The sequence below is a fragment of the Pisciglobus halotolerans genome (assembly GCF_900113675.1).
GTDB classification, from domain to species: domain Bacteria; phylum Bacillota; class Bacilli; order Lactobacillales; family Carnobacteriaceae; genus Pisciglobus; species Pisciglobus halotolerans.
Genome location: NZ_FOQE01000012.1, coordinates 25,386 through 41,496, shown reverse-complemented (window position 1 = coordinate 41,496; position 16,111 = coordinate 25,386). Strand labels below are relative to the sequence as shown.

The 16,111-nt window shown below is 37.2% G+C and carries 19 protein-coding genes and 1 pseudogene; all 20 read left to right on the top strand.

The genetic code is table 11. The annotated features are described in order from the left end of the window. The first annotated feature begins 6 nt into the window (after positions 1-6). The 20 genes and pseudogenes from BM057_RS11660 (at position 7) to BM057_RS11940 (ending at position 16,078) form a co-directional block, all read left to right on the top strand. On the top strand, positions 7-165 hold the full coding sequence (locus BM057_RS11660; RefSeq protein ID WP_177186181.1) for a hypothetical protein: 159 nt from the start codon (positions 7-9) through the stop codon (positions 163-165). Between the two features lie 8 nt (positions 166-173). Beyond that, positions 174-461 carry a hypothetical protein gene (locus BM057_RS05760; RefSeq protein ID WP_092092118.1) on the top strand — a complete coding sequence of 96 codons (288 nt, stop codon included), beginning with the start codon at positions 174-176 and terminating at the stop codon, positions 459-461. After that, positions 461-805, top strand: coding sequence for a phage head closure protein (locus tag BM057_RS05755; protein ID WP_092092116.1), 345 nt, complete (start codon positions 461-463; stop codon positions 803-805). Before BM057_RS05760 ends, BM057_RS05755 begins: the two co-directional genes overlap by 1 nt. Then, a complete protein-coding gene (locus BM057_RS05750; protein WP_092092114.1) occupies positions 798-1,148 on the top strand; it encodes a hypothetical protein in 351 nt (116 codons plus the stop codon). Before BM057_RS05755 ends, BM057_RS05750 begins: the two co-directional genes overlap by 8 nt. Next, positions 1,149-1,547, top strand: coding sequence for a hypothetical protein (locus BM057_RS05745; RefSeq protein WP_245741830.1), 399 nt, complete (start codon positions 1,149-1,151; stop codon positions 1,545-1,547). 20 nt (positions 1,548-1,567) lie between these two features. Beyond that, positions 1,568-2,146 carry a hypothetical protein gene (locus BM057_RS05740; protein WP_092092112.1) on the top strand — a complete coding sequence of 193 codons (579 nt, stop codon included), beginning with the start codon at positions 1,568-1,570 and terminating at the stop codon, positions 2,144-2,146. 51 nt (positions 2,147-2,197) lie between these two features. Then, positions 2,198-2,566, top strand: a complete 369-nt coding sequence (locus tag BM057_RS05735) for a hypothetical protein (protein ID WP_092092109.1) — start codon at positions 2,198-2,200, stop codon at positions 2,564-2,566. Between the two features lie 201 nt (positions 2,567-2,767). Further along, entirely contained in the window at positions 2,768-3,673 is a 906-nt protein-coding gene (locus BM057_RS05730) for a hypothetical protein (protein ID WP_092092107.1), read from the top strand. Between the two features lie 294 nt (positions 3,674-3,967). Then, positions 3,968-5,020: pseudogene (locus tag BM057_RS12110) on the top strand (phage tail tape measure protein); the annotation flags it as partial. Between the two features lie 1,604 nt (positions 5,021-6,624). Next, on the top strand, positions 6,625-7,308 hold the full coding sequence (locus tag BM057_RS05720) for a phage tail domain-containing protein (RefSeq protein WP_092092105.1): 684 nt from the start codon (positions 6,625-6,627) through the stop codon (positions 7,306-7,308). Then, positions 7,305-11,558, top strand: a complete 4,254-nt coding sequence (locus tag BM057_RS05715; protein ID WP_092092103.1) for a phage tail spike protein — start codon at positions 7,305-7,307, stop codon at positions 11,556-11,558. Before BM057_RS05720 ends, BM057_RS05715 begins: the two co-directional genes overlap by 4 nt. Further along, positions 11,558-11,998, top strand: coding sequence for a DUF1617 family protein (locus BM057_RS05710; RefSeq protein WP_092092101.1), 441 nt, complete (start codon positions 11,558-11,560; stop codon positions 11,996-11,998). Before BM057_RS05715 ends, BM057_RS05710 begins: the two co-directional genes overlap by 1 nt. After that, positions 11,998-12,210: a hypothetical protein gene (locus tag BM057_RS05705; RefSeq protein ID WP_092092099.1), complete on the top strand. Its 213-nt coding sequence runs from the start codon at positions 11,998-12,000 to the stop codon at positions 12,208-12,210. Before BM057_RS05710 ends, BM057_RS05705 begins: the two co-directional genes overlap by 1 nt. Before the next feature lies 1 nt (position 12,211). Next, positions 12,212-12,457 (top strand): hypothetical protein, encoded by a 246-nt coding sequence (locus tag BM057_RS05700; RefSeq protein ID WP_092092097.1) that lies wholly within the window; start codon positions 12,212-12,214, stop codon positions 12,455-12,457. A gap of 55 nt (positions 12,458-12,512) precedes the next feature. Next, on the top strand, positions 12,513-12,959 hold the full coding sequence (locus BM057_RS05695) for a hypothetical protein (RefSeq protein WP_092092095.1): 447 nt from the start codon (positions 12,513-12,515) through the stop codon (positions 12,957-12,959). Continuing rightward, a complete protein-coding gene (locus tag BM057_RS05690) occupies positions 12,952-13,359 on the top strand; it encodes a hypothetical protein (protein WP_092092093.1) in 408 nt (135 codons plus the stop codon). The genes BM057_RS05695 and BM057_RS05690 overlap by 8 nt, the downstream gene beginning before the upstream one ends. Continuing rightward, a complete protein-coding gene (locus BM057_RS05685) occupies positions 13,359-13,718 on the top strand; it encodes a phage holin, LLH family (protein WP_092092091.1) in 360 nt (119 codons plus the stop codon). Before BM057_RS05690 ends, BM057_RS05685 begins: the two co-directional genes overlap by 1 nt. 2 nt (positions 13,719-13,720) lie before the next feature. Beyond that, positions 13,721-14,989 carry an N-acetylmuramoyl-L-alanine amidase gene (locus tag BM057_RS05680; protein WP_092092089.1) on the top strand — a complete coding sequence of 423 codons (1,269 nt, stop codon included), beginning with the start codon at positions 13,721-13,723 and terminating at the stop codon, positions 14,987-14,989. Positions 14,990-15,130: 141 nt separating this feature from the next. Continuing rightward, complete coding sequence (locus tag BM057_RS05675; RefSeq protein ID WP_092092087.1) at positions 15,131-15,622, top strand: hypothetical protein; 492 nt, start codon at positions 15,131-15,133, stop codon at positions 15,620-15,622. Between the two features lie 12 nt (positions 15,623-15,634). After that, positions 15,635-16,078 (top strand): hypothetical protein, encoded by a 444-nt coding sequence (locus BM057_RS11940; protein ID WP_245741825.1) that lies wholly within the window; start codon positions 15,635-15,637, stop codon positions 16,076-16,078. The last annotated feature ends 33 nt before the right edge of the window (positions 16,079-16,111 follow it).

The window sequence follows — 16,111 nt, the reverse complement described above, 5'->3', positions numbered from 1 at the left end:
ATTCAATTGGCTAAGAAAAAAGAAGAACTAAAAAAAGCATTTTCAAAAGGTTCTACGCCTACTGAAAAAGATTTCCATGATTTGATTGACGCTATTTTTGGTAACAAAGAAGATGAAAAAGAAACAAAATCTAAAACTAAATCAGCAAATAAAAAATCGAAATAGGTGATCAAATGAATACAAATGATTTGATTGCTGAATTGTTGCCAAAAGTTAAAAGGCACTTGCGAATCACTTGGGAATATCAAGACGATGAAGTAAAAGATATGGTTGAAGAGGGAATGGCCTATTTTGAATCTATAGCAGGTCCTTGTGATTTTGAACAAGGACTTGCTTTGACTTTATTAAAGGACTATTGTCGCTATTACTGGAATGGTTCTGTTTCGTTTTTTGAAGAGAACTACCGGCATATGCTACTAAATCTGCAGATAACCAATGCCAAAAAGCGAGTTGAACGTTAATGAAATTCAAAGATGAAGAAAGATTCAATGATGGACTGTTAGAGTTTGGGAGAACAGAGACCGTTAGAAACGCAGAAAAGAAGATAATTGGTGAACGTTTCATTCTAAACGGTAGTCTTTTCTTCAACTATACAACAATTAGACAAGTAGATTTTGATTTCTACGGAACACACGATAAAACTGTAGATTTAAAAGTAAAAACCTTTTATGTAAAAGGAATTGAGGAATCACATAAAGTGTTGATTGATGAAGTCTTGTACGACATAACAGATACAGATCCTACGACTGATAGACGATATCTTTTTTGGTATTTACAGAGAGTTGGTGAATTTGAGGGTGTTTGATTTAGAAAAAGTAATCAAAACGATTGAAGCGGTTGGCGGATATCAAGTTTTTGGGACAGACATGAAAAAAGATGAAGTGGACTCTAATGAGTCGTTTTTTATCTATTACGATAAAGGACCGATAACAAAAGCGGATGGATCAAATCAATATTTGAGAGATTTCATCTTAATGTTTATTACAAAAGAAAATGCTGAAATTGATGAATTTGGATTGATTTTGGCTTTACAGAAATGCCGACTGAGATTTGATAATACCGAATATGATTATGGACGTATTGCTGATACAGAAAGAGAAGCAAGGATGACCACTTTCAATTTCCATCAAGCATTGGTGGTGTGCTAGTTGGTCAAATTCCAATTAAACGCTCAAGAATCTGAGCGAATTGAACAGGCAATGGCAAGGATACCGGAAGAATCTGAACGCATGGTAAATGACGTTCTTAAATCAAAAGGTGTAAAGAAAGCTATTGAGTCAATTGTTGGATTTATGCCAATAAGTGACCGAAAAAAAGCTCATGCAAAACTTTCTAATCCATTGAAACAAAATATGATCAATTTAGGTTTTGAAATAACGCCTAAACCGCGTTTTGGCTATTTAGTTTTTCCGAATGACGGAATAGGTAGAAGTAATCCAGTTAAGCAGCAATTCTTTGAAAATGGACTAGAAAAAGTAACAGATAGTATTTTGGATGACGTTGTGCTTGCTCTAGAAGAAGCAAGCAATAAAGCGTTAGGAAATTAAATTAATAGGAGGAAATAAACATGGCGGAAATTTTAGAGTTTGATCAATATAAAGTAACAAACGGCCATATTAGATTTGACAAAAATGGAACACTAGGAACAGCAGAAGAATTGGGTTGCACAGGGTCTCTTTCTGTTGAACCCGAGATTCAGGAGGTAGTGAAAATGTGTGAAGGTGTGGAAGCAAAACGATACAGCAAGCCAATTCGTTTAAACGGTACGCTTGTTGGCCATATTAAAGTTGCTGTACTTCGCGATATTTTCGGATTGACGGCTGATGACTTAAAAGATGGTGTATATGGATATGGTTCCAAGTCTGTTGGAGGATCAGGAGCATTGACTTTTGACGTAACAGATATCACTGAAGAAACAGTTAAATATATCGCTTTTCCAAATGTCAGTTTTACAGGTGGTTTAAATTTCTCTTTAGAAAATGGTGGAGATGAAATTGCACAAATTGAAATTCCGTTTGCGGCTCATTTAGACAAGAACAAAAAGTTCTATTACGAAGGCTTTGCGGATGAGATTACAGATGAGGACGTTAAGTCAGGTTGGCATGAAAACTTTGATGAAGAATTAGTTAAAAATACTACTCCCTAATGGTCCCCTGACAATAGGGGAAACTAGCATTAAATAATAAGGAGAATAAACATGAGCGAAGAAAAAAAAGAACCGATCAAAAAGATCACGTTAACAGACGGATCAGTTGTTGATATTAAGACTAACATTTCTTTAGGCGCCATGAAACGAGCTCAAGCTGAGGGCTTATTTTCCAAGAATTATCTTCAAGAAATGATTTTAGCGGATAAAGACCCGTCAAAAGCGAATTTTGAAGATATGGAAAATGCGCCTTACATTGCATACCGATTTGCCAATCCTGGAGGGTTAAGTAGAGACGAATTCAATAACTTGCTCCCGAATGATTTAGAACTATTTGGACAAATCTATGCTCAAATTGTAAGTGGTGGAACAAATAACGCGGAAATGGCTAAGGCGTTTAAAAAAGCAACAAAAAAGTAAATAAAAAAGGTAAATCAAACAAACGGATGCCAAAAATAAGAGTTGAAAGCATAGAAGACGTGTATAGCTTCTATGCTTTTTTAGTTGGACTAGATTCTTGGACTGTCTGGAATTTGCCTATAAATGATGTTAAAAAAATCGCAATAAATAAATTATCGATACAAGGATTTATTAATTCTGACTAAAGAGAGGAGGAATTAAATGGCTAAACAGCCTAGTGTTAAAGTTGAATATAAAGTAATCAATCAAGAATTTAATCGTGGCATTAAAGAAATGAATCGATCTGTTAATACGCTGAATAAAGAATTCAAACTTCAGAAAGAACAAATGCGAAACTCTTCTAGCGAGACAGACAAACTTCAGTCAAACTTAAACAAGTTGAATAAAGAATATGAACTTGCCCAGCAAAAGACTAGAATGGTAGAGACAGCTTTACAAAACGTTCGGGAAGTAACCGGAGATAACTCAAACGAAACGCGTATTTGGACTGATAAACTTCTTGATGCTAAGCGGAATGAAGAATATCTAAAAAATGCTATTGATGATACATCTAAACAACTTGATAAAGCAACAGAAGCACAAAAGAAAAATACTTCTGAAACGGAAAAAAGAAAAGCAAAGCTGAATGAATTAAAGGCGTCACAAGACACATTAAAAAGCTCATCTGAGAAGCTTTCTAAAGAGTATGAATTACAAGTTGCTAAACTTGGAAGCAACGCCAAAGAGAGCGATAAAGCCAAATTAAAGCAAGAATATTTGGCTAAGCAAATGAAGGTTACTGCTGATGAAGTTAAAAACTTAGAACAGCAGTTAGATATTGCTAAACAAGTTTATGGAGAAAATTCTAAAGAAGTTGACGAACTAGAAAAAGAACTGTTAGATGCAAAAATAGCAAATCAGGAGTTTGCTAACAGCTTCAAAGATTCTACAGATAAATTGAAAAATTTTGCTGCAAAAGCGGATAAAGTCGGCGGAGCAATGAAAAACATCGGTTCTAGCATGAGCAAATATGTAACTGCTCCAATTGTTGCTGGTGTTGGATTGTCTATTAAAGCAGCAAGCGACTTTGATAGCGCGTTTATCGGGGTAAATCTTTGCCCTCTCTAATAGTAATATTAGAGTAATTAAATCGAGCAAAAACGGTGAAAGCTAATTGTTTTTTCGTTAAAGCATCTGATTAATTTAGGTGCTTTTTTTATATACCAAAAAACATATGCTAATACCGTGCTAACTTAATAGATAACGAAAGGCTATTAAGCAGTGTAGAGCGTAGAAGTTGAATAAATATAATACTTCCACGAGTGTTCGACAGCCTTTTTTTTGAGGGTTGAAAATGTACGCCGAACTATATGGAAACATATAGAAGTAGAGGATAAAAAGCCTTTACGATAACAAAATTGAAAGAAAACTGTAGATGAAGTTAGAGATGCAAACGGGAAAGTAGTTGTTTCTTATGAAGATCTCGAAAAAGGCATTAGAGATATGGCCAAAGAGATCCCAGCTTCCACTACTGAAATATCTGCAGTTGCAGAAGCTGCTGGGCAACTTGGAATAAAAACTGAAAATGTTTTAGAATTTACCAGGACAATGATTGATATGGGAGAATCCACTAACCTTTCCAGTGAAGAAGCCGCTAGTTCTTTAGCGCAGTTGGCAAATATTACAAAAATGCCACAAGAATCATTCGATAATCTTGGTTCTGCTATTGTAGAATTAGGTAATAACATGGCAACCACCGAAGCAGACATCGTTAATATGTCTCTTAGACTGGCTGGTTCTGCAAAGCAAGCTGGCATGTCTGAAGACCAAATTTTGGCTTTAGCCGCTGCAATGAGTTCTGTAGGTATTAATGCAGAAGCTGGTGGCGGATCGATGTCACGTGTTATGCAAAAAATAAACTCTGATGTGCTTTCTGGCGGAGGGAACTTAAAAAAGTTCGCAAAAATTTCTGGTATGTCATCTAGTGAGTTTCAAAAAGCGTGGAAAGATGATGCGGCTAGCGCAATCACTGAGTTCGTAAAAGGTTTAGGTCGAGTGAAAGAATCTGGCGGAGATGTTTCTGGTGCTTTGAAAGATATGGGTATCAATTCCACGCAAGAAATTGATACGCTTTTGCGTTTGTCAGGCGCTGGAGATCTTCTTTCTGAAGCGCTGGATACTTCGGCAGATGCTTGGAAAGAAAACACTGCTCTAACAGAAGAAGCGCAAAAAAGATATGAAACATTCCAATCGAAGCTAGAAATCGTAAAAAATAAGCTAAAAGATATTGGTATTGAAGTTGGCGGGCCACTTATGGATGCTCTAGGAAGCGCACTAGATGCTTTACAACCTGTAATTGATGTTGTCACAGATTTAGCAAAAGCTTTTTCAGAAGCTAGCCCAGCTGTTCAAAATACAGTTATGATAATTGCAGGCATAGTAGCTGCTGCTGGTCCCGTATTATTCATCGTTGGGTCTTTAATACAGACTCTAGCTGCTCTAATTCCTATTGTAAAAGCAGTAGCTGGTATTTTTGGTATAGCTACAGGCGCTGTTGGTTGGATAGCCGTTGTCATACCAATCGTTATTGCGGCAGTAGTTGCACTAACAATTGCTATTGTTAAAAACTGGGATGAAATAAAACAATTTTTGTCTGAAACATGGAATACCATAAAAGAAACAGCTGTCAATGTTTGGAATAGCTTGAAAGAGTTCTTTTCTGAATTGTGGTCATCTATAACAGAAGGCGCTACAAACGCATGGAATTCTTTATCTGAATTCTTTTCAAATCTTTGGAATACTATTTCTCAGACAACATCTGATATGTGGACTACTTTTACAACGTTTTTAACTGAAACGTGGAGTTCAATTGTTGAGTCTGCTTCAAACATATGGAACGGACTTGTAGAGTTCTTGAGCGGTATTTGGGATAGTATATCAAATACAACGATAGAAGCATGGAATTCCTTAGTTGAGTTTATGAAGCCTATCATTGACGGGCTAATAAATGTGATTATGGTTCCAATTTCTTTAGTTCAAACTGGATTAGAAGCAATCTGGATATTGATAAAAGATGGAGCGATCATTGCTTGGGAAGCTATAAAAATAGTAGCTTCGACAGCTTGGAACGCTATAAAAGAACATATCGTCAATCCCATAAAAGAAGCGTGGGCTAATGTTTCTGCTAAATTACAAGAAATGTGGAGCGGAGTTGTTCAGAAGTTTGATGCAATAAAATCAGCTGCTTCTGAAAAATGGAATGCTGTGAAAAACGCCATAGCAACAGCTTTCACGTCTGCTAAAAATACAGTAGTTAAAATAGCAAGTAATATTTGGTCTAGTGTTACGTCTAAATTTGAACAAGTGAGAAGCGCAGCTGCTCAAAAATGGAATGCTGTAAAGACAGCAGTAACAAGTCCTTTTAAAGCTGCAAAAAACGCTGTAGTTACTACTGCTTCGAATATGTGGTCTTCTGTTACAAGTAAGTTCGAATCGATTCGTAGTAGTGCATCTTCAAAATTCAATGCAGCAAAGAACGCTATTATCGATCCGATAAAAGCTGCTAAAGATAAAATAAGTGAATATATTGACAAAATAAAAGGTTTCTTTAGCAATTTAAAATTGAAAATTCCTAAACCTAGTATGCCTAAAATGCCGCATTTTAGTTTAAAAACTTCATCTAAAACGGTTTTAGGAAAAACAATCACTTATCCAACTGGCATTGGTGTAACATGGAATGCAAAAGGTGGGATTTTTAATAGACCAACAATCATCGGAGAATATGGTGGTAAGTTGCAAGGTGTAGGAGAAGCTGGTAAAGAAGCAGTATTGCCCCTAAACGAGAAAAATTTAGGAGGTATCGGTAAAGGAATTGCTAACGCTATGTTTGGTGGTAACGATTTGAGAGATATGTTAGATAATTTAGTCAATAATTTTGGTAATCAGAATATATCAATCGTATTCAATCCAGTTGTTCAATCTCCTGCAGATATGGATATGATGTTTGATAAAGCTGATCATTGGCTAGCTAATAAAGGAATCAGTAAAGATTTCGGAATAGGGAAAAGGAGGTAATGAAAATGTTCGATACTTTATTAGATGGAATACCATCTTCTGATTTTAAACTATCCCCTACCTCCAGGCCTGATATTCCGACACCTGAACAAATGATAGAAACAATTGAAGTTGATGGTAGACATGGTTCTTTAACTAAAAAAGGAGCATTTAAAGATATACAGTTTCCAATCGAATATAATATCCTTGAAGATGAGAACATTAAACCTCTTTTACGCAAAATAAGAGGTTATTTTTTTGGTAAAAAAATGCTTAGATTTACAGATGACAATGTTTTTTACAAGATAAAAAGCTTACAAATCAGCGAAACAAATAACGAAATTGAACAGTATGGTTTATTTACAGTCAATTTTGTTTGTTCTCCTTTCCAATACGAAATGTCCGATAAAGTAACACTAAACGCTCCTGGAAAATTGACCAATCCAGGAACGATTGAATCAGAACCATTATTAAAAGTATTTGGAACGGGAAACGCAGCAATAACCGTTAATGGGCAAACCTTCAAATTGAACGGTATGGCTGATTATATTTCTGTTGATTGCGAATTGAAAGAAGCACATAGAAATGGCGTATCACGAAATGACATAATGGTTGGTGAATTTCCTGTTTTTAAAATTGGAGAGAATGGCATTTCCTGGAATTCAGCTGTAAAAAAAATTGAAGTAGAAACGAGGTGGCGATATATATGATAACTATTTTTAAACCGGATGAAACTGATTTTAGTCATAACGGCTTAGGCGTGTTGGACAAAAATATTATTGATCCAGTCGTTTCCGAAGACTTAAACGGTATTTATCAATTTACATTCAGATATCCACTATTTGCGCCACATGGCTTAGAAATTGAAGGACAGTCTGTTATTCGATCTCCTGTACCTAGCGAAGAAGATCAACTTTTTAGAGTTTATCGTCCAATTAAATCAATGGGATATTTAGAAGTAAATTGTTATCACATCTTCTACGATTTAATCGACAATTTTATCGAAGATACAAATATCGTGTGGAAAAATGGACAAAATGCTCTCAGCCAGCTTTTAGGAGCGACACAATACAAACATAAGTTTAGAGTGTTTTCTGATATTGATACGTCAGCAAGTGCTCGTATTGTACGCATGAACCCGATTGAAGCGCTACTGGATGACGGAAAAGAAAACTCTTTTATCAATCGTTGGGGTGGAGAAATAAAGCGAAATAACTTTGATATTCGTATTAACAAAGCTATTGGGTCAAATAGAGGAAAAGAAATCAGACATCGTAAAGACTTGATTGGATATGAAGCAGATGTAGATTGGACGGAAGTAACCACTCGCATTATGCCGAAAGGATTCGATGGCTTACTTCTTCCTGAAAAATATGTAGATAGCCCGATGATCAATAAATATGTTTATCCTAAAATAAAGATGATTGAGTATCAAGACATTAAAGCGGCTATCGGAGAATATGCAGACGATGAAGATGCTGTACCTTTAGAAGAAGCTTATCGCTTGTTACGCAAAGCAGCTAAAGCAGAATATACGAATAATCATGTAGATGTTCCGCATGCAAATTATAAAGTTGATTTTGTTACGCTTGATCAGACGGAAGAATATAAGGACTTACAGGATCTTCAAAAAGTAGCTATTGGCGACACGATAACTGTTATCCATGAAGAAGATGACATTAAAATTGAAGCAAAAGTTATCAGTTATAGATATAATCCACTTGCTAAGAAGTACTTGGGTATTGAATTAGGAAACTTTGCTGAAAGTTTGACAAAAACATACTCAAATGTTCAGTCCATGTCTGACAAAATATCAGAAATATCAGAAGCAACTACTATTATTCAAGCGACAGCAGATGGAAAAAATACCATATACCGTGGAGATAATGAGCCTGGCAATCCCAATATAAACGATTTATGGTACAAACCAAACGGATCCGAAACAGAAATGTATCAATATGTAGAAGAAAGTGGACAGAAGTTTTGGAAAAAAATTGCCGACACTGCTGAACTGTCATCTGTAAAAAAAGAAGTCTCCTCCGTCATCGCCCAAGCCGACGCAGACCGCGCAAATGCAGAGCAGAAGTTTAACCAATCTGTTTCTGATTCGAAGGACTACACTGAAGCGAAAGCCGCAGAGCTTACTGGTAAAATCAACACAGTAAAAACAGAAGTAACTAAAACTGCTAACGACGCAGTGACCAAAGCTGATAAAGCGATAGAAGACGCTGGGTTTGCTAAAACAGAGGCAAGCACAGCAAAAGGAGACGCTGCAACAGCGCTAGGTAAGGCTGAGACAGCAATAACTGATTCTAGCAAAGCTTTAACAAACGCCAATTCTGCGTTAACTAAGGTTGGTGCAGTTGAAGTAACTACTGGTAATCTTACAGCTTCATATGACGAATTGACAAAGACAGTGGGATTAAAAGCTGACCAGACTACTGTAGATGGAATCAAAGGAACGATAACCAATCATAGTACTGCTATATCAGCTAATGCAAAAGCACTCGGATTAAAAGCTGATAGTAGTTTGGTCAATACAATCAAAGGAACAGTAGATACACATACTACACAGATTAAAGCCAACGCTGATGGCTTAAAGCTAAAAGCTGAGGCAAGTACCGTTAACAGTTTAAGCGGAACAGTATCCAATCACACTAATCAGATTGCTGCCAATGCTAAGGAAATAAGCGCTAGGCTGACGCAAGCACAAGTTAACAGTTTGGTGGAAGGCAAGAACTATGTTAATCAAACGTCTCTGAATGCTACTGCTAAAGGTCTAAAAGCGGATATTACACAGGTTAGCAGTGCTTTTAGCAATCTAGATATTTCCGACAGAAATTTGATTTTAAACGGATCATTTGAGAACGGGTTAGATCACTGGTTTATCAGCGGTATAGAAGTAATATCCACAGAACATGCTGTATACGAAGGAAATAAAGCAGTTAAAATATTGCAAAAAGACTCTACTGTCAATAACTTTCCTGGTGTGTGGCAGGAGGTAGAGGTAATTGAGGGAGAAGAATATACATTATCTTTTGCTTACAAATCTATGGGAGACTCCACTAACGATCAAGGGTTCTTCGCTCGTTTAAATTGGATTGATCCCAGTGGCGATAATATCGGGTTCCGTGATTTAATCATAGAAAAACAAAGTCCTTACATGTTTAGAATTAACTCCATTACAGAAACAGCACCAATCGGAGCAGTTAGATGTGTAGTGAGAATTAACTACCGCAGAAATGGCGGGGGTTACATTGACGCAGTTAAGTTCCAGAAAGGCAATAAAGCCACGTCCTATTCTCCGGCCTTTGAAGATTATGCCACACTAGAAAAAGTAACCAGTATAGAGGCAAATATAAACGGCTTGCAGACTAAAGTTTCAAATAAAGCGGAACAGTCGCAGGTAACTCAGTTGGCCGGACTAGTTAGCAGTAAAGTGGAATCGAAAGACTACAACAGTAAGGTGACTCAGTTAGATGAAGCTATTAACTTGCGAGTGCAGAAAGGCGACGTTGTAGGACAGATAAACGTTGAGGCAGGGCAGACACTTATACAGAACAATAAGATATTGTTAGACGGCAACACATATATCATCGGAACCACGTTTGCTAACGACATTAAAACTAAGTCACTAGACGCTGTTAGAGCCGATATTGCTGACTTACGTACACGAATATTAACAGCAGATGTAATCACTTCGACAATGCTTAAATCTGATACAGCAATGATCAATAAGCTGTTCGCTACAGACGCTAACATTAATGTATTGACCGGTAAAGCTGCTTTTATTAACAGTGTTAAAGCTGTAGATATTGTAGCGGATAGAATTACAGGCGGTACGTTTAATGGTGCAAATATGAACATTGTTAATTTAAACGCCAATAGTATCACGTCCGGAACTATCAATGGTGCCAACTCATCTTGGAATTTGAATACTGGAATTTTGGAAACAAGATTGTCAGGAACGACTACAAAAGCAACGCTCGATGGTGGTCGTATTATCAGTTATTCAGACAGATACGGAACCGCAGAACTGAACGGCGGGAAAATAGATTTTGATGATGGAACGTATCGAGTGGGCGTTAATCCTTTAAACCTGTATTTCGCAAAAGGAAACAACATCCGAAACCTTTTCTGGACATCGGAAGGACTCATGACCGAAGCGGGTTCATTGACCCCCAGAGCTAATAGCTCTTTCCACATAAAAGGGAAGGGAACAGGTTCTTTTCAGTATCTACAATTTATATCCGGTGATGGAATCAACATGAGAGTGCAAAGCGAGGCAAATGACATGACCCTCATGCATGCGCCGAACGGGGCAGTTAAGATTGCTCCATATGGTGGAAGTGACACGCAGGGAATCATACAGGCCGCGAACTTTCAGACCCGTCATGTAAATGGAACCTCCTTGATCTTAGTAGGAGACCGATTAGAAACACCACGGTTCGATAATCGGAATATATATTTGACTCCGAGTGGCTCTGGCTCTGTAGTCGCCAGCGACCGTGCAGAATCTCATTTCTACAACATGGTTGCAGCTGATTTTGTTAAAAAGTCTGAACGTCGTTTGAAGAAAGATATCTCTTCCGTGAACGGGCAACAGTCACTCGAATTGATCAATCATTTAGATGTTGTTAGTTTTAGATACAAATGGGAGAAAAGTGACGATAAATTAAGCGTCGGGTTGATCTATGATGATGCACCCTGTGAGTTGACGAATGATAACGACAAAGGTATTATCACGAATAACGTTCTTTTCCATGCTGTCAAAGCAACGCAAGAATTGAGTAATACTGTCGACAGACATGAAATGAGACTGCTAAGCATAGATAGATTAAATGAAGATGTTGCTCGTATAGACACTTTTATCAATCAACATGATTTAGAAATTCAACAATTAAAAAATAAGATAACAGAACTAGAAAATAAAATACAACAATTGGAGAGTGCAGCTTAATGAAAACAATCAAACTAGAAAACAAATCAATCGTACCCGTGTTTAATTTCTTACAAAGTGTTAATTTGAAGGCAAATAAAGCAAGCCGTGGACGCACACAATTTTCAAAACGATTGGAGGAAAAAAACAAAGAGTTTAATGAAGCTTTAGATGAAATTAGAAAAGAATATTTCGAGATTGATGAAAATGGCGAACTCATTATTGAAAATGACAAATATATTTACAAAGATGAATCACAAGAAACAGAAGTCAACGAGAAAATTAAAGAATTGAACGAAGAGAAGTTTGAAATTCATTTTGGCGAATACTCCACCAAATATGAAAACTTGTTCACTGCTTTAGACAATCTGGAAATAGAATTAAGCGGTCAAGACGCGTTCGCATACAATGAACTAATGGACGCTTATGAAGCTAACGAAGATAAAGAGGAGGAAGAATAATGAGTGATAGTCATTCTGAGTTAAGCCAATTGAACGCAGTAATAAGTACTCTACAAGCCAAAATAAACACTTTAGATGTTAAAGTGGATGATTTAGAGAAAAAGCTGTTAGATCAACCAGATCGTATTGACGGAGGAACTATTTCCGCTACTTCGATAAAATGCGGTAATATCCTATTAGATGGAAAAACAACTATCAAGGAGGAAAAATAATATGGCATTAGAAACTAGAAAACAAATCACACTATCAGGTAACTCAGCTATTGACGGACAAGTGGTGGTAAGTTTAACCGCAACAATTCCAGACGACACAGGAGTTGGTAATGTTAGCCAATATGTGCAAAATACGGAATTGTACGAAAAAAATAAGACAGCTGTACGTAAAGATGTCCGTGAGTTCCAAGATATGGTTTATGCGATCGAAGATGAAATTGCGGCTGAGGAAGAAGCAGTGGAATAAAACGGTAAGGGCGCTCAAACGGGCGCTCTTTTAATTTACAGAAAGTTGGTGAGAAATGTTAAAACTACCGCGAAAACCGCCTAGTAAACTGCGCCAAGCTTGGACTTATGTAAAAGATAGACGAGCATCCTTTTCGTTCACGATCGGCTCGGTTGGATACGGCTGCTACCACTTTTTTAACAGCAAAATTTTGATCCATTCCGACGCCTACAAAACTTTAGATGCTTTATTTGGCTTTGTTGGTGGCCGTTTCTTTGGCCTAGTGTTTATCGTTCTTGGATGTCTAAAGCTGTACGGGATCATTTCTGACAAAACTATGTTCAAATTGCCACTTTACTTCGCCCTGCTGTTTTTATGGTTCACACTTGCTATCTGTTTTTTTATCTCATTCTTACAAGGAAATCAAAACTCCTTGTGGATCTACTCCTTTATTATCGTTGGTATGAGTACAAGCATACTTATGCCTGTAACAACGGTAATTGAGGGGGAAGATAATGGATAACTTTTGGAACAGTGGTTTACCCGCTTTCCTGACTTTAGTGGGCATTATCGTGTCTGCTGTTTGGGGGCCAAAAACAGTCGCTAAGATTCAAGGAAAGCAGAAGATAGATGAGATAAAAACAGAAGGCGATAACAGCGCCGAAACACTTTATATAAAAAATATGAGTGTGTTATTGACAGAATATAAAGAGCAAGTTGCAGGCTTCAAAAATGAACTAGCAGCAGTTAGACAAGAGTTTGCAGAGTTTAAAGAACAACAAGAGCAAAAAGCCGAAGAGTACGAGAAGAAAATTGCGTTTCTTGAGATTCAAATCGAACAAAAAGATGACGAAATCGAGGAATTGGAAGGCAAGATAATTGTCAAAGACAACATTATCGCATCATTGAGAGGGGAAAAATAATGGAAGAAGTACAAACAGCAATACTTAGTGCATTAAGCGCTATATTAGTTGCACTGATCGGAGTCATCACTAAGAAAGTGGTGGCTTTTTTGAATGAAAAGGGGGTAACAGAAAAGTTAAACAAGAAGCGATATTTAGTAGATCTCGCAGTCAACGCTATTGAGCAGATTTATCAGAATGAAGAGGGAGAAGTCAAACTCAAGAAAGCGAAACAAATGATATTGAGCTTGTTTAACGATAATGGACTATCAATCACAGAAACTGAACTTGACGCTTTGATTGAAGCTTCAGTAAAAGCCATGAATGATGCATTTAACAGCACTAAAGTCGGCATGATTGAATTGAAGGAGGAAAAATAAATATGAATAGTTGGCCAAAAGATAAGGTATTTAAAAGTGGGCAAGAGTTTGTAGACTGGTTAAAAACAGCATACCCTAACACTGTTAAAAACAACATTAAAGAGGCACACGTACACCACACGTGGTCTCCTAACCACAGCAATACGCAGTCAACGTTGCGCTTGCACCAGAACATGCGAAAGTATCACGTAGGCACTAACGGTTGGTCTGATATTGCACAGCATGTTACTGTTGGTAAAGACGGTAAGGTTGTTACAGGTAGACCAATTACAAAAGCACCCGCTAGTGCAACTGGTCATAATGGATCAAGCAGCTGGCACCCGTTCATGTTTGAGACTGTCGGAAATTTTGACATTGGGCATGATAAACTAGCTGGAAAACAGTTAGAATCAGTGTTAGCTATTTTACATTTCTTTAACGTAGAGAAAGGTAAACCAATTCACCTACACAATGAGTTTAGCTCTAAAACTTGCCCAGGAACAAGTATCAGCAAAGCGGCTCTAATTAAAGAGGCGAAAGCGTATAAGCCAGGCAAAGGCGGCAATGTTACTGTCGAAGGATCAGGCTTGAAACCAAGCGATACTAAACCTATTACTGTTAACAGCAACTCGATCAGAGACTACCTTGTGTCTATTGGGGAAAGTGGTAGTTTTGAACACAGAAAAGAATTGGCTGAAAAACGTGGTATTACTAACTATAAAGGAACGGCTGAACAAAACCTTAAACTGTTAGATATGCTAAAAGCCGAACATTCTGGAAAATCAGAAAGTAAACCGTCTGGCGGCTCTATCGTGGATTACTTGAAAGCTCACAACGAAAACGGTTCCTTTACTAACCGCAAAAAATTAGCAGCAGAATATGGAATTGGTAACTATTCAGGTACTGCCACACAGAATACGCAGCTATTAGAAAAAATGAAAGCTGGTAAGAAACAATCAGCTACTGAAACAATTGATGTAGACGGCTATTGGGGTAAGAACACCACTAAGCTTCTGCAAGAAGTTCTAGGAACGCCGGTAGACGGGATCATCAGCAAGCAGCACAAAAATGCTATTACCACACAGATTCAAGGTGTAACATTTGGTGATGGTGGTAGTCTTGTTGTTAAAGCAATGCAGAAAGAACTAGGTGTAACGGAAGACGGCAACATTGGACCTGCAACAATCAGAGCGCTACAAAAACGCTATGGTACACCGCAAGACGGCAAGCTGTCTAGACCTTCGCTTGTTGTCAAAGCAATGCAGAGAGCATTAAATCAAGGAAAATTTTAATAAACAAAAGAGAACCCCGGCTATTAATTTAGCTGGGGTATTTTTTTGTGCGTTTTTTTAAAATTAATTGCAATAAATGCTTGCTATTTATTAGTACATGTACTATAATATAAATAGAAATAAGGAGAGGGAGTTGTTAAAATGATCGAGTTTAAAAATAATATCTATGACTTATCAATCGCAGGGCTTAGAAGAATGTTACATGAAGCATTAGACGAAGAGTTTTATAACGTTTTTGAAGATCCACAAGAAGATGAGCAAGAAGAACTACAAAAAGCACACGAATTAATTAGTGCACAAGATGCAACAAAATTAGCTGAACATATGATCGGGTATGACATTTCTTTTATGTTAGTCAAAGAGAAAGATATGATCGAAGAAGTTTTGAAAGAATCAGGTTATGAAGTAGAAAAATCAAATGTCAGCCGTAGCTTGTACGCCATTAACGATAGTGGCGAAGAAGTTAGAATCAGTGATCACAAACGTCCTGCTTACCAAGTGAAAGGCGCTGTAGGGTATGTGGAACACGAATACGAAAAAGAATTAATTGTTGAAGAAAATAAAGTGACAAAAGCACAGCTGATAAATGTCGGATTTAGCCGTTTGGGGCAAGAAGAATACTTTTTAGGATAGGAGAGAACAAGAATGAGCAAAGGAATGTCAGAGCCACTTAAATCGGCTCAAAAGAGATACGAAAGCGAGAACAGAGAGCGCAGAAATTACTTAAAGCAGCGAACGTCTGCAAGATCGTTTATCCGAAATAAAGCAGAAAAAGAAGACTTAGAGGAGCTGAGAGAAATGATTAACGAAAGAGAAAAAATGCTAGAAGAATACGAAGCACTAAAGAACTTTGTTGAAGATGATTTATCAGAAAAAGAATTAGGCAGCAACTTAACTGGTTTTGACATTAGCGCTATTTTGAAAGGGAAAACAGTTTCTTGTTATACAAAAGATTTTGCTAAAACGATTGTCGAAATCAAACTTGCCTCCGAAAATGATGACGAAAAAAACAATAATGTAATTGATAGCTACATCGTTGACTCTGTGGGAAAAGAAATGCAAGTATCATATTTAAAAGCAAAAAAATAGCCCTCACGTCTGAGGGCTTGGCGCGAGGACGCC